Below are 13,110 nucleotides of genomic sequence, written 5' to 3'. Positions count from 1 at the left end.
AATCTGCCGTCATCCTGCCTGGCTGAGGGTGTGCGCGGACACGCTGCCGGAGGCGAATCGTTGCCAGAACTCCGGACGTACGAGTGTGGCGGTCGCGGCGAGCGCGAGCAGCAGCGTGCTGCGCGGGTCGAACGCTGGCGTGAGTTCTTCCCGGCTGTTCGCGTAGCGGCTCCGGCGTGCGGCGGCGGCAGCGAGTTCACCCAGTACGGCCCCGCGCCGCCCGAAACGCTGCGCCGTACCCAGGACAACAAGCAGCAGCTGGTGTGTGGCCACGCCACGCCGGGCCTGGCCTGGCGGCGGGCTGCCGGGCAGGCGGCCGGCCGCGTGCGAGGGCGAGCATCGGCGTGCGGAGGTCCACCCCGGACAGCAGAGCGTTCACCGGCTCGACCAGGCGAGGGTCGAGGTCGATGAACGCCGGTCCCCGCTCGCCGAGTATGACGTCGGCCAACAGCGCGCCGTGCCAGCCGAGCTCTCGTCCCAGGGTCTCCAGGTGCCGCCGTACCTCGGGTGGCACGACGCCGCCACCCGCTGTATGGCGGTCCGCTTCTTGACGGCCGTGACCAGGATGTGCGTTCCAGCGGAGGTCTGAAACACGTTCCTGGCAGGAGATCGCCGGCATCGCCCCGTCCGGTCAGGCGCCGCCGAGCACACAACCGACGTGACCGCGCTCAGACCGCATGTCTGGGCACCTGCGCAGTGACGGGGGCTGAACCCCGCCGCTCGTCCTGCACTCTCACCACAGGTCATGGCGCTGGCTCGACTGCTTGCACGGGCGTTCCCTCCGGCAAGGACACCGCCTGGAGCTGCATGACCCGCTTTCTGGCCTCATGCCGAACCTGGACGGCCATCAGCTCGGCGGCGTGACCGTACACCAGCTCCTCATCCACACCGCCGGCCTGCCACTACGCGCCGACCTCAGGAACCCCGCCCGCTTGGCGGCGTCAGCGGCATCGCGGGCGTCTTCTCCGTGATGAACGCGGCCTGACGCTCTTCCTACGCCATCTCCTGCGAGCCGCAACCACCAAACCGGCTGTACTACGGCAGAGATCGTCAATAGCTGACCGACGTCCGCAACGCCCTTCGCGGGCGATACCTCCGCCTGGGTTCCTCACGGCGCCTCCCACCGGTCGGGTGGGAAGAGGCGTTGCCGGTGAGACGCGCCTGGGCCGCGGCAGATGGCCGCATCTGGACAGGGCCTGACCGGTGACGGCCACTATCAGTCAGGCGGAAGCTAGAGATCGCCGCGCATGGTAGGAGCCCGCTTGCCACTCGGGGGTCGTCAGCGCGCGGTGTGCCCGGACGGGAGGCCTTGTCCGGTCGTCCATATCCGCCGGCGCAGCCGATGCCGGCCGCCTGAACCTCGCCATCCCTCATTGCGGAGGTCCGCCATGCTCGCACGCATCCGCCACCCCCGTCCCCCGCGCCCGGCCAGCCGCCGCCGCTGGCCGGCCGTCGCCATCGCCGCGCTGGCCTGCACCACCCTGGTCACGGCGGCCTCGGACGCCGGCGCGGCCTGCTTCGACCGTAAGACCCAGCCCTACACCATGGTCGTGGACGCGCACCTGCACTACCGCCCCTTCGGCGGCCCGGCCATCCCGTTCACCGAGGTCAACGGCTACCTGGCCAAGGCGGGCGTGAAGTACGCCAACGTCTTCGGCATCGGCCAGGCGCTGCCCGTGGACTCCCCCTGCACCTACTACCTGAACTGCCCCGGCACCCCGGTGCTGCCCACCATGAACAACGACTACGTCAACGCCGAGAACTACACCGAGGACAAGCCGGACGACGTCCGCCTGAGCATGTCGATGACGTTCCCCGACCTGGCCAACCCCGCCGGCATCCCCGGCCAGATCGCGACCCTCGACGGCTGGTACCCGCGCATCTTCACCTGGATGGGCGAGGCGAACGTGATGAAGCAGGCGCTCCTGCCCAACCACTTCGAGCCCGCCACCAAGGCCGACATCGAGGCCTGGGCGCCGTTCATGAAGATCCTGCGCGACCGGAACATGCCCATCACCCTGCACTCCGACTTAGGCAACGCCGACAACCCCACCCAGTTCCTCGGCCTGATGCGCGAGGTGCTGCAGCGCTACCCGAACAACAAGATCCTGTGGGCGCACATGGGCCTGTCCAGGGAACTGCCCGCGATCGACACCGCCCTGCACCAGCGCGTCCTGGACGGCCTGCTCAAGCGCCACCCCAACCTCTACCTCGACGTGAGCTGGCGCATCCTGCAGGACCTGTACTTCAGCAAGCCGGGCGTCAGCGAGTCCTACGCCGCCTTCTTCGACAAGTACTCCACCCGCGTCATCCCGGGCACCGACTTCGTCGCCTCCCGTGACAAGAGCTACGCCGTCTACCAGGAGGAGCTGGAGGTCAACAGCCGAATCTACCAGTACGTCAACGACGAGTCCTTCCGCAACATCGCCCTCGGCCAGAACTACTTCCGGCTGCTCGGCCTGCGCGACACCGCCCCGCCCGTCTGCACGAGCTGACCGGCTCAAAGCTTCCGGTACGGGTCGCCGGGGCAGTAATGACAGGCCGCGCCGCCGGCTGGCCGAGGGCCAGGTGCCGACGCGAGCGGGAGTCCGTACGATGCTGTGCCGCTGTGACGGCAGGTCGCGCAACGGGACATGGCGGGCGTGGGGAGGATTCGGTGAGGCGATGGTGGTGGGCGGTGGTTGTGCCGCAGGCCATCACACTGCTGGTGTACCTCGTCATGCCCGACCCTTTCGTGCCCTCCGCGAGCGCTGCGGCGTTTCCCGTCATCGGTGTCCATGCGGGGCAGACATCGGCCGCTGATTCCGCGCATGATGACTCCGGGCTGTCCATGGCCGCCTCGGATGAGGTGGCCATGGCGCCTCGCGAGTGGGCTGAGGCGCATGCTCCGCCCGGCGGGGACGACCTGTGCCTGACGGGCACCACGCCACCTGAAGGCTGATCATGTGTTCACCTCCCGGGTTCCGCCGTGCCTGCTCCGGTGGGACCGGTCATCTCCCCGCCTGCCCCTGCCACCGCGCCGATGAGGCGGGGACGCGGTCGTGAACGCCGGCATCGTCGGCCAGGCGGCGGCCCTGTTCGCCGTCACCAACATCGACGACATCCTGATCCTGGCGCTGTTCTTCGCCCAGGGCGCCGGGCACCGCGGCGCGAGCGCGCGGATCGTGGCCGGTCAGTATCTCGGCTTCACCGCCATCCTGGCCGTGGCCGTCGCCGCCGGCTTCGGGGCGACGTTCCTGCCCGACTCCGTCATCCCCTATCTGGGTCTGCTGCCGCTCGCCCTCGGCCTGAAGGCCGCCTGGCAGGCCTGGAAGAGTCGCCGCGACGGGGAGAACGAGGAAGGGCAGGTCAACTCCGGCGGGCCGGGAGTGCTGGCGGTCGCCGCGGTCACCTTCGCCAACGGCGGCGACAACATCGGCGTGTACGTGCCGGTCTTCGCCACCGCCGGCACCGTCGGGATGATCATCTATATTGTGGTCTTCCTCGTCCTGGTCGCCGTGTGGTGCCTGGCCGGGCGGTTCTTCGCCACCCGCCCGGTGATCGCCAAGGCGCTGAGCCGCTGGGGCCACCTCCTGCTGCCCGTGGTCCTGATCGGCATCGGGCTGCTCATCCTCATCGAGGGCGGCGCCTTCGGCCGGCTCTGGTCATGACGTTCAGAGCTGGCCGGCCGCGTGAGGTCACCGCCGCTGCGGTCATCGTGGTGGTGGCGGGCACGGCCGACGTGCTCGCCACGGCCGGCCGCGGTCCGTGAAGAACCACGCGCCCCGGGCAGGTAGGCGTGGATTAGCCTGCCGAGGGTAGACGGCGGCCGGTTGGTGAGAGGTGTGGAGGGTGGGCATGGGCGAGCTGACCACATTTCGCTGCCCGATCACCGCGGATCTGGGGCTCCTGCGGCAGCAGATGGGCTCCTTCGCGGCGGCGGCGGGCTTTGCCGGTGTGCGGTTGCGTGATGTCGTGCTGGTGGTGCATGAGGCGGCCGACAACGTGCTGGAGCACGGTGGCGGCTCTGGCACGGTGGTGGCCCACGCTGATGCCGAGGGCATCTGGGTCGAGGTCATCGATCCGACCGGCACGTTGACCCGCGAGCGTTTCGAGCAGCGCGTCGCGGTGCCTCCGCCGATCGCTTCCCGTGGTTACGGGTTATGGGTGATCGCCCAGTTGTCCGACGAGGTGCTCATCGATCATCCTGAGGGCGGCTGCCGCCTGCGCCTGCGGTTCACCCGGCGTCTTCCCGACATGACCTGACCCGCGACGCCGGGGACCGGCGATGCGCGGGGTGGGGCGGACAGTGCGGCGGTCTGTCAGTCGTGCGGCCAGGACGAGGCCTGCGCCAGATCGCTGTAGGGCGGGAACAGATCCACGAGTTGAGTGATCGTGAGCAGCCGGGCCAACGTGCCCTGCACGCCGATCAGCCGCAGTGCTCCGCCGCGTTTCTCGGCCCGGCGCTGGGCGTCGACGAGGACCCACAGGCCGTGGGAGTCGCAGAAGCTCAGTTCCTCGGTATCGACCACGATCCGCGGTCGGGATGCGATCAGAAGCGGATCCAGGACCTCCAGCAGGGCTGTGTGGGTCTCGCGATCCAGCTCTCCCTCCAGTCCCAGGAGCGAGAAGTGGGAACGCTGCTTGATGGTGATCGTTAACTGTGCCATGCCTTTCGGAGAGGGTCGACGCGGGGCAGGAAGCCTGTCCCGTGCTGCGGTTGGGTGCCGCCGCAGCCACTTCGGCCCTTGCCTCTACCCAGCCAGCCGGACGCTAAAGACGAGTCGTGCTCGGCCTTGCTGAGCGGGCTTCTCCCACGCCGGCGAACAGAAGGCCGGCTGGGTGAGTGCGTATCGCTGTCTTGAGCACTCACCGGTCCTGCCCGGCGCGTCGTCAGCGGGGGCGTCGTCCACGCGGTGCATGAGACCAAGCTGGGTCGATCCCGATCGTCCTCGCGTCAGTGACGTCCCTTCCCTTTGCCCTTGCCGGGGTGCCCGGCACTGTGTCCGGGCGGGATGCGGCCATGGGCGGTGGTCGACTTCTTGGCCTGGCCCGGCGGTAGCGGGGACGCCGCGGGTGGCGCGCCGGCGTGCTCGCGGTCCTCGGTGCGGCGCCGTATCGAGACCTGCTGAGTCTGCGGTGTTCCGGGGTCGGCTGTCGCCGTAGTGACGGGTTCGGGGGCTGATGTCGTCGCAGGCGTGGCCGGCACGGTTTGGGATCGGTTGCCGGGACGCTGTGCGGCTGAGGGCGGCTCGGCCGGTGCGTCCGTCCAGAAGCCGGCGGCCAGCGCGCCGACGGTCAGCGCGGCGGCTACGGCCACGTGCCGTAGCTGCGCGCGCCGCTCCTGGCCGGGCGGGCGGGCGCACTCAGACCGGCGGGGGCGGCCCGCGTCGGACGCAGGCAGGCTGGGAGGCGACGGCGCGACCGGCGCGGCGGCTGCCGGCATCAGATCCCCGGTCTGTGGCAGGCCGCCAGGGTACGGGGCGCAGATCTGTTCGAGCTGGCGGCGGGCGGCGCCGACGTCCATGCGCTGTTCCGGGTCCTTGTGCAGCAGGCCCGCCAGGAGGGGAGCCAGCGCTCCGGCGCGCTCGAACGGGGACGGCTGCGCGGTCAGCACGGCGCTGATCGTGGCCAGTGCGCCGCCCTGGTCGAACGGGCAGCGTCCCTCCACCGCCGTGTACAAGGTCACGCCCAGCGACCACAGATCCGTCTTCGGGGTGGCCGGGCCGCCGCGGGCACGTTCGGGGGCGATGAACGCGGGAGTGCCCACCACGACGCCCGACCCGGTGAGGTCCACCGGCCGCTCCAGGCTGGTGGCCAGGCCGAAGTCGGTCAGCACGGCATGGCCGAGACCGGCGTCCAGCAGGATGTTGGCCGGTTTGACGTCGCGGTGCACGATCCCGGCGGCGTGCGCGGCCCCCAGGGCTTCCAGCAGCTGCAGCCCGATCCGGGCGACCACGACGGGCGGCAGCGGCCCGCGCTCGGCCAGCACGCCGGCCAGGGTGGGCGCCGAAACGAGCTGGAGCACGATCCACGGCCGCCCATCGGCCTCCACCACGTCGTAGACGGCGGCGATGTGCGGGTGCGACAGCCGGGCGGCCAGCCGGGCCTCGCTCATCGTCCGCCCGAGCAGCGCCTCACGTTCGGACGGCGGCCGCTCGTCGAGGGTGACCTCCTTGATCGCGACCGGGCGGTCCAGCACCTCGTCGTGGCCGCGCCAGACCCGGCCCATGCCGCCGCGCCCCAGCTCGGCCTGGAGCCGGTAGCGTCCGGCCAAGAGCCGGCCTTCACACCGCGAGAACGACATGGCGCCCGGCCTACCCGATCACTGGACGCTCATGCAACCCTCGCCTGCCATCAGCGTGAGGGTCCTTCCGAGCGAGCGTGGGGGCGTTACGAACGCGCCTTCATGTCCGCTGCCGCCACCTGAGAAGGGCTGAGCCGGCTGCCACGCTTCCACCGCACAGGCATCGTACGGCGAGGTCGTGGCGAGGCGGGCTGGGGCAGGGTCTCCTCGGCGTCGAGGTAGCGGAGGAGCGCCTGCCGGTTACGGCTCAGAACCTCCATCTGCGCGTCGATGTTCTGAAGAGTCTCCCCCAGGATTCCCACCAGGTCCGGGCAGATGGTCAGCCGCGGCTGCTTGCCCGCCGCGCACGGCAGCAGCTCACGGATGACCTCGGTGGACAGCCCCGCGGCGAGCAGCCCCCGGATCTGGGCGACGATCACCGGCGCGTCGTCGGCGTAGTCGCGGTAGCCGTTGGCCAGCCGGACGGAGGTGAGCAGGCCCTGGTCCTCGTAGTAGCGCAGCAGCCGGGTGCTGACCGAAGTGCGGCGCGCCAGCTCGCCGATGAGCATGTGATCTGCCCCATATCAGCTTGACGTTCCCATCGATGTGAAACTTTAGCGTCGGCCCCATGGAGTACACCTCTTTGGGCCGCACCGGCCTGCGGGTTTCCCGGCTCGTCCTGGGCACCATGAACTTCGGGCCCGACGCCCCCGAGGACGTCAGCCACGCGATCATGGATCGTGCCCTCGACCTCGGTGTCAACTTCTTCGACACCGCCAACATCTACGGCTGGCGGCTGGGGGAAGGCTGGACCGAGCAGATCATCGGACGCTGGCTGGCCAGGACGGGGCGGCGCGACGACGTCGTCCTGGCCACCAAGGTCTACGAGCCGATGGGCGAGGGCCCGAACACCCGCGGACTGTCGGCCCGGCACATCCGCCGGCAGGTGGAGGACAGCCTGCGCCGGCTGCGGACCGACCACCTCGACCTCTACCAGGCCCACCACGTCGACAGGAACACGCCGTGGGAGGAGTTCTGGCAAGCCATGGACCTGCTGGTGGAGCAGGGCAAGATCCTGTACGTCGGGTCCTCCAACTTCGCCGGCTGGCACATCGCCCAGGCCAGTGAGGCGGCCAGACGACGGCACTCGCTCGGTCTCGTGAGCGAACAGTCGTTGTACAACCTCGCCGAGCGCACCGCGGAGCTGGAGGTGTTGCCGGCCGCGCGTGAGTACGGGCTCGGGGTGATCCCCTGGTCGCCGCTGTACGGCGGGGTCCTTGGCGGCATCCTGCGCAAGACCCGCACAGGACGTGTCTCGGGGTCGGACCTCACGTCCAAGCGGCTCGCGGCCAACCGTGAGCGGGTGGCGGCTTATGAGGCGTTCTGTGATGAGCTTGGGCGTCCCCCGGCCGATGTCGCCCTGGCCTGGTTGCTTCACCAGCCCGGTGTCACCGGCCCGATCATCGGGCCGCGTACCGTGGACCAGCTCGATCGCTCGCTGCACGCGCTCGAACTGGAGCTCGGCGCGAGCGAGCTGGCCCGTCTGGACGAGATCTTTCCCGGCCCGGGGCCGGCCCCCGAGGCGTACGCGTGGTGACCGGTTCGAGCGGGGTCAGATGTGCCCGTCGGGTTCGAAGAACGCCGCATAGACGGTGCTGGGCCGGCCGGTCTCACGCAGGCTTATGGGCATCCTTTCTTGGAGCTCTTCCCTTGAGAGGATCACGAACCCGCTCCGGCTCACAAGGTCGAAGATCGCCTGTTCGGAGGCGTCCGCGCACTGGTCGCGCGTCGAGATGACCTGGAAGGGGCCGAGGCCGTCCGCGCCGGACGACAGGATGGCCGCGTACGGCCCGACCATGGACAGGCGCACGGTCAGGTATCTCCTGCGTCTGGCGAGGTAGGTGAAGGACACGTCGCAGTTGACGTCGGTGTCGTCGGTGACCTCGCCGTCCGCTCTCAGACGACGCAGGACGTCCGCGTAGGGCTGCCGCGCCGCCATCTCCGTGACGAAGTGCCAGGTCGGATGGTCGAGGTCGCCGTAGGCACGGGCTAGGCAGTCGCGTAAGGCCGCGAGCTGGTCAGGGGGATGGCCGGAGGCTTGCCGCTGCGTCATCGGTCGATGAATTCCTTTCTTCCGTATCGCCGGCGAAAGCCCTGGAAGAGGGACGGTGACGGCCCGGGAACCGCCTTATCCGATCTTGAGGGTTGGTGGGGGCGGTGGCTACAGTTTGCGACGGCCGGCAGTCAAGATCGGTCAAGGCTTGGTCAGAACCTGGAGGAGAACAGGGATGCGAAGAACTTGGCCGGTGGCGTTAGCCGCCCTCGCCACGGTCGTCATAGGCGGTGCGACGCCGGCGAGTGGCGAGGCAGGTAATCCGGTGACCGAAATCGCGATGGGAACGGTGACCGAAGCGGCGGCGGTTTGCGGGAGTTCGTCACTGAACGGGCCCGCGACACCGCCCGCCGGGGCGGTGGTGGTTCCCTCCGGGGACAACAGCGGCGTGGACTTGCGCAAGGCGAACACCACCTACTACTTCGCGACCGGCACGCACACGCTGGGCGCCGACAAGTACGCCCAGATCATGCCAGGTGACGGCGCCACGTTCATCGGAGCGCCCGGCGCGGTGCTGGACGGGCAGAAGCTGAATCAGTACGCGTTCACCCAGCACGCGACCGGCGTCACGATCAAGTACCTGACCATCACCGGGTTCGTCGCGCCGCAGGATGAGGGTGTGGTCAACCACGACTCCGGCGACGGCTGGGTGGTGGAGCACAACACGATCCGCGACAACGGCGGCGCCGGGCTGATGGCCGGGGCGGAGAACGAGATCCGCGGGAACTGCTTCAAGGACAACGGGCAGTACGGGCTGAACGCGTACAAGGCCGGGAACACCATCACCGGCCTGGTGGTGGCGGGCAACGAGTTCACCGGCAACAACACCGACGACTGGGAGCACCAGGTACCCGGGTGCGGATGCACCGGCGCCATGAAGTTCTGGGCGGTGAACGGCGCCGACGTGACCGGGAACTGGGTGCACGGCAACCACGGGCCCGGCGTCTGGGCGGACACGAACAACAACGACTTCCTCATCGAGGACAACCTCATCGAGGACAACGAGTCGCTCGGGATCTTCTACGAGATCAGCTACAACGCCGTGATCAGGAACAACACGATCCGCCGCAACGCCTGGGACTCCGGGGCCGAGCGGGCGACGAAGGGCGACCCGTTCCCCGAAGCGGCGATCTACCTGTCCGAGGCGGACGGCGAGCCGCGGGTGCCGGCACGGACCAGCAAGATCGAGATCACCGGCAACCTGCTGGAGAACAACTGGGGCGGGATCACCGCGTGGGCGAACGCCGACCGGTTCTGCAACAGCCCCGCCTCGACGACCGGCGACTGCACGATGATCGTCGGGCCGGCGAACAAGGCGAAGTGCTCGGACCCTGACATCAAGAGCGAACCGCTCTACACCGACTGCCGCTGGTGGACGAAGAACGTCGACGTCCACCACAACACGTTCGCCTTCGACCCCGGCGACGTCAACGGCGGCTGCCCGACGCAGTACTGCGGGCACATGGCCCTGCTGTCCAACTGGGGCACCTATCCGGACTGGTCCCCGTACATGGGGGATGTGATCCAGAAGTCGATCGTGCACGACTCGCACAACTCCTGGCACGACAACACCTACACGGGGCCGTGGCAGTTCAGGGTCGGCGACATGGACACGCGCGTCGCGCCCGGCCACTGGATCGGGCCCCAGTACGGGCAGGACGCCGGGAGCACCTTCGACGGCGGCACGCCGGCCCCGCCCGCGATCGCCGCGCACGACTTCGAGGACGGCTCGACCACCTCGCCCTACTCGGCCTGGTACGGGGCCGGCGTGGCTCACCAGAGCGGCGGCGCGCACGGCGGCGACGGCTCGCTGCAGCTCACCAGCGCTCAGACCGGTGGCAGCGCGGTGGCGCTCGACAACTACCCCGGGTACCGCGGTGTGGTCGCCGGCGCGAGCTACGACGTGTCGCTGTGGTATCGGGAGGCCGTGGCGACCATGCCCACCGTTACGTGGAACGTGCGGTGGCGGGATGAGTCGGGGACGGTGTTGCGCACCGACGCCGTTCCGCTGGCGCGGAAGAGTGCCTGGACCGAGGCCAGCGGGACGTTCACGGCGCCCGCGGGGGCTACCCGGGTCGACTGGACCTTTGTGTGGAGTTCGGGTGTCGTCGGGTCCGCGTTCCAGATCGATGACCTGGCGATTCGAGCCGCAGACGCGTGACGGTCGCTGAGGTGAGGGCGGCTGCGACGCGGAGGACGCGTCGCAGCCGCTGGGCCGGGCGGGCTCGTTGCCAGGGGCCGGGGGCTCGGGTTACGTTACTCATACCGATGGAGGAATCAGTCATCTGAATGAGTGATAAGCCGACCCGGGACGGGGGAAGCATGACCATCGAGGTAGCGATCGTCGGAGCCGGAGTAGGCGGGCTCTGCCTGGCGCAGGGCCTGCACAAGGCCGGCGTCCGCGTCACCGTCTACGAGCGCGACCGCACATCCGCCAACCGCCTGCAGGGATACCGCCTGCACATCAACCCGCTCGGCGCCCAGGCGCTGCGCGAGTGCCTGACGCCCGAGTTGTGGCAGGCCTTCCTGTCCACCACCGGCAAGGGCGGGCTCGACTTCGTCTTCGTGACGGAGCAGCTCAAGCCGCTCATCAAGCTGGAGGCCGACCGCAGGGACGCCAACTGGCGCGACCACCACTCGGTCAGCCGGATCACGCTGCGCCAGATCCTGCTCACCGGGCTGGACCAGGTGGTGCGCTTCGGCAAGACCTTCGAGCGGTACGAGCGCGCGTCGGACGGCCGGATCGTGCTGCACTTCGGGGACGGGTCCACCGCCGCGGCCGACGTCCTGGTGGCCGCCGACGGCAGCGGGTCGCGGGTGCGGCAGCAGTATCTGCCGGAGGCCGAGCGGATCGACACCGGCATCACGCGGGTGGCCGGGAAGTTCCCGCTCAGTGAGGAGACGAAGCGGCAGGTTCCGGCGCAGCTCTACGAGGGGCTGACGAACGTCGTTCCGGCCAGGGGGTATTCGATGTTCTGCGCGCCGCACGACTTCGGCGGCGATCCGGTCGTGCTGCCCGGCGGGATCGGGGCGACCGAGCGGGACGGGGCGATGCACGACAACACCAGCAGCTACGTGTTGTGGGCCTTCGGCGCCGAGACGCGGAACTTCCCCGAGGGTGCGGCCGAGCTGTCCGGGGCGGAGATCCGGGAGCTGGTGCTGGGGATGGCCGGGGACTGGCATCCGGACCTGCTGCGGATGATCAGGATGACCGATCCCGACACGGTGTCCCTGCTGCCCATCCGCAGCGCCGTGCCGGCCGAGCCGTGGCAGGCCACGAACATCACGCTGCTCGGCGACGCCATCCACACCATGGCCCCGCATCTGGGGCTGGGCGCCAACACGGCGCTGCGCGACGCGCGGCTGCTCTGCCAGGAGCTGAGCGCCGCCGCCGGTGGCCGCAAGGAGGTCGTGGCGGCGGTCGGTGACTACGAGAGGCAGATGAGCGAGTACGGCTTCGCCGCCGTGCGGGACTCGTTGCGGACGGCCCGGCGGTTCGTCACGCGGAGCCCGCTGGCGCGGCGGGGGTTCCGGGCCTTTCTGCGCACCGCCCAGCGGGTGCCGATGTTGAAAGAGCGCGCGTTCGGGGCCGGTGCGGCCTGACAAGGGCTGAGGCGGCCTTTCCCCACAGACGGGCGGCCTGACCAGGCGGGAGCAGCCTGGTCAGGCCCGGACAGAGAGGGTCAGACCGGCTTGTTGCCGATGAGCAGGGTGCTGAGCTCGTTCAGCGGGACCGGCCGCTCGACCTCGAACCCCGCCTCCTTCATCCACCCCGCCCCCTCGGACACCGTGTACTCCGACGACCCGCTGATCATCGCCATGTTGAGGCTCATCAACAGCCCGAACGCCGCGTCGCGCCGCTCGTCGTCGATCATGCTGTCGTAGATGAGCAGGGTGCCGCCCGGGGGCAGTTGCTCGAAGGCCCGCTGCACCAGCGCCCGGCGGCGCTCGTCCACCCAGTCGTGCAGCACGTGCCCGAAGATGTACACCTGGGTGTCGGGCAGGTCGTCGGTGAAGAAGCTGCCCGCGTGGTAGGACACCCGGTCGCGCAGGTCGCTGTCGCCGGCCTCCTTCTCGATGAGCTCGTCGAAGAGCGGCTCCAGCGGCGGCAGGTCGAAGGTGACGCCGCGCAGGTGGCTGTGGGCCGCGGCCAGCCGCATGGTGAGCAGGCCGCGGCAGCCGCCGAGGTCGGTGAAGGACTTGACGCTCTCCCACGGGTACTTCTGCGCGAGCGGCCGGCCGAGCAGCACCGCGTAGCCGTCCATGGCGTCGGCGAAGTGGCGGGTCCGCTTGGGGTCGGCGTACAGGCCGTCGGTGAAGTCGCCTTCGGAGAGCTGCTGCACGAGGCTCTCGCCGGAGCGCAGGAAGCCGGGCAATTTGCCCCAGGCGGGATACAGGCGGCGCTGGTTGTGGGCGAGGAAGCCGCCCATGTACTCGGGCTTGCGCGGGTCGAGGTAGGTGGCGGTGAGCGGGGAGGGCTTGTAGGCGGAGCCGTCCCTGCCGAGCAGTTCCATGGCGACCAGCGAGTCCAGGTAGTCCCGCGTCAGTTTCGGGTGCAGGCCGAACTCGCGCTGGATCTCCTCGGCGGTGGCGGGCGCGGTGCAGAGGCGGGCGAACAGGCCCAGCTCGATCCCGGCGAACAGGGCCTGCGCCTGGAAGAATCCCGTTGCCGTCCTGACAAGGGGCGTTGCGGTCTCGGGAAGAGACATCGGGCTTCCTTTCTCAAACGGTC

At 69.6% G+C, this 13,110-nt stretch carries 13 protein-coding genes and 1 pseudogene; 8 read left to right on the top strand and 6 right to left on the bottom strand.

Annotated features, from left to right (window positions below; translation table 11 throughout):
• Window positions 1-9 precede the first annotated feature (9 nt).
• Window positions 10-273, bottom strand: a complete 264-nt coding sequence (locus ABD331_RS20890) for a hypothetical protein (protein WP_344477175.1) — start codon at window positions 271-273, stop codon at window positions 10-12.
• Between the two features lie 491 nt (window positions 274-764).
• On the opposite strand from ABD331_RS20890, the gene ABD331_RS60980 reads away from it, so the two are divergent.
• The 5 genes from ABD331_RS60980 (at window position 765) to ABD331_RS20870 (ending at window position 4,245) form a co-directional block, all read left to right on the top strand.
• Entirely contained in the window at window positions 765-971 is a 207-nt protein-coding gene (locus tag ABD331_RS60980) for a serine hydrolase (RefSeq protein ID WP_425566017.1), read from the top strand.
• Between the two features lie 417 nt (window positions 972-1,388).
• The gene (locus ABD331_RS20885; protein ID WP_344477173.1) at window positions 1,389-2,495 is read left to right on the top strand and encodes an amidohydrolase family protein; all 1,107 of its coding nucleotides are present in this window, start codon (window positions 1,389-1,391) and stop codon (window positions 2,493-2,495) included.
• A gap of 182 nt (window positions 2,496-2,677) precedes the next feature.
• On the top strand, window positions 2,678-2,941 hold the full coding sequence (locus tag ABD331_RS20880; protein WP_344477171.1) for a hypothetical protein: 264 nt from the start codon (window positions 2,678-2,680) through the stop codon (window positions 2,939-2,941).
• 100 nt (window positions 2,942-3,041) lie between these two features.
• Window positions 3,042-3,650, top strand: a complete 609-nt coding sequence (locus ABD331_RS20875) for a cadmium resistance transporter (protein ID WP_344477169.1) — start codon at window positions 3,042-3,044, stop codon at window positions 3,648-3,650.
• A gap of 187 nt (window positions 3,651-3,837) precedes the next feature.
• The gene (locus ABD331_RS20870; RefSeq protein WP_344477167.1) at window positions 3,838-4,245 is read left to right on the top strand and encodes an ATP-binding protein; all 408 of its coding nucleotides are present in this window, start codon (window positions 3,838-3,840) and stop codon (window positions 4,243-4,245) included.
• Between the two features lie 56 nt (window positions 4,246-4,301).
• On the opposite strand, the gene ABD331_RS20865 is transcribed toward ABD331_RS20870, so the two are convergent.
• From ABD331_RS20865 to ABD331_RS20855, 3 genes are all read right to left on the bottom strand, one after another.
• Window positions 4,302-4,649: an STAS domain-containing protein gene (locus ABD331_RS20865; RefSeq protein ID WP_344477165.1), complete on the bottom strand. Its 348-nt coding sequence runs from the start codon at window positions 4,647-4,649 to the stop codon at window positions 4,302-4,304.
• A gap of 287 nt (window positions 4,650-4,936) precedes the next feature.
• A complete protein-coding gene (locus ABD331_RS20860) occupies window positions 4,937-6,256 on the bottom strand; it encodes a serine/threonine-protein kinase (RefSeq protein WP_344477163.1) in 1,320 nt (439 codons plus the stop codon).
• A gap of 116 nt (window positions 6,257-6,372) precedes the next feature.
• Window positions 6,373-6,834, bottom strand: a complete 462-nt coding sequence (locus ABD331_RS20855; protein ID WP_344477161.1) for a MerR family transcriptional regulator — start codon at window positions 6,832-6,834, stop codon at window positions 6,373-6,375.
• A 59-nt stretch (window positions 6,835-6,893) separates the two neighbouring features.
• On the opposite strand from ABD331_RS20855, the gene ABD331_RS20850 reads away from it, so the two are divergent.
• On the top strand, window positions 6,894-7,862 hold the full coding sequence (locus ABD331_RS20850; RefSeq protein ID WP_344477159.1) for an aldo/keto reductase: 969 nt from the start codon (window positions 6,894-6,896) through the stop codon (window positions 7,860-7,862).
• 15 nt (window positions 7,863-7,877) lie between these two features.
• On the opposite strand, the gene ABD331_RS20845 is transcribed toward ABD331_RS20850, so the two are convergent.
• Window positions 7,878-8,378, bottom strand: a complete 501-nt coding sequence (locus ABD331_RS20845) for a hypothetical protein (protein WP_344477157.1) — start codon at window positions 8,376-8,378, stop codon at window positions 7,878-7,880.
• 388 nt (window positions 8,379-8,766) lie between these two features.
• Here ABD331_RS20845 and ABD331_RS20840 point away from each other — a divergent pair, with 388 nt between their 5' ends.
• A complete protein-coding gene (locus ABD331_RS20840; RefSeq protein WP_344477155.1) occupies window positions 8,767-10,539 on the top strand; it encodes a right-handed parallel beta-helix repeat-containing protein in 1,773 nt (590 codons plus the stop codon).
• Between the two features lie 128 nt (window positions 10,540-10,667).
• Window positions 10,668-11,768 (top strand): annotated as a pseudogene (locus ABD331_RS20835) (FAD-dependent oxidoreductase); the annotation flags it as partial.
• Window positions 11,769-12,061: 293 nt separating this feature from the next.
• On the opposite strand, the gene ABD331_RS20830 reads toward ABD331_RS20835, so the two are convergent.
• Entirely contained in the window at window positions 12,062-13,087 is a 1,026-nt protein-coding gene (locus ABD331_RS20830; protein WP_344477150.1) for a methyltransferase, read from the bottom strand.
• Window positions 13,088-13,110 lie beyond the last annotated feature (23 nt).

It is taken from the genome of Nonomuraea monospora (assembly GCF_039531895.1).
Classification (GTDB): domain Bacteria; phylum Actinomycetota; class Actinomycetes; order Streptosporangiales; family Streptosporangiaceae; genus Nonomuraea; species Nonomuraea monospora.
The sequence above is the reverse complement of the archived record's forward strand: the minus strand, read 5'-3'. Positions and strand labels throughout refer to the sequence as shown.

Excerpts from the sequence above, each read along its gene's own strand:
- ABD331_RS20850 (WP_344477159.1), top strand. The coding sequence starts at position 6,894 with ATGGAGTACACCTCTTTGGGCCGCACCGGCCTGCGGGTTTCCCGGCTC.
- ABD331_RS20870 (WP_344477167.1), top strand. The coding sequence starts at position 3,838 with ATGGGCGAGCTGACCACATTTCGCTGCCCGATCACCGCGGATCTGGGG.
- ABD331_RS20845 (WP_344477157.1), bottom strand. The coding sequence starts at position 8,378 with ATGACGCAGCGGCAAGCCTCCGGCCATCCCCCTGACCAGCTCGCGGCC.
- ABD331_RS20885 (WP_344477173.1), top strand. The coding sequence starts at position 1,389 with ATGCTCGCACGCATCCGCCACCCCCGTCCCCCGCGCCCGGCCAGCCGC.
- ABD331_RS20855 (WP_344477161.1), bottom strand. The coding sequence starts at position 6,834 with ATGCTCATCGGCGAGCTGGCGCGCCGCACTTCGGTCAGCACCCGGCTG.
- ABD331_RS20830 (WP_344477150.1), bottom strand. The coding sequence starts at position 13,087 with ATGTCTCTTCCCGAGACCGCAACGCCCCTTGTCAGGACGGCAACGGGA.
- ABD331_RS20865 (WP_344477165.1), bottom strand. The coding sequence starts at position 4,649 with ATGGCACAGTTAACGATCACCATCAAGCAGCGTTCCCACTTCTCGCTC.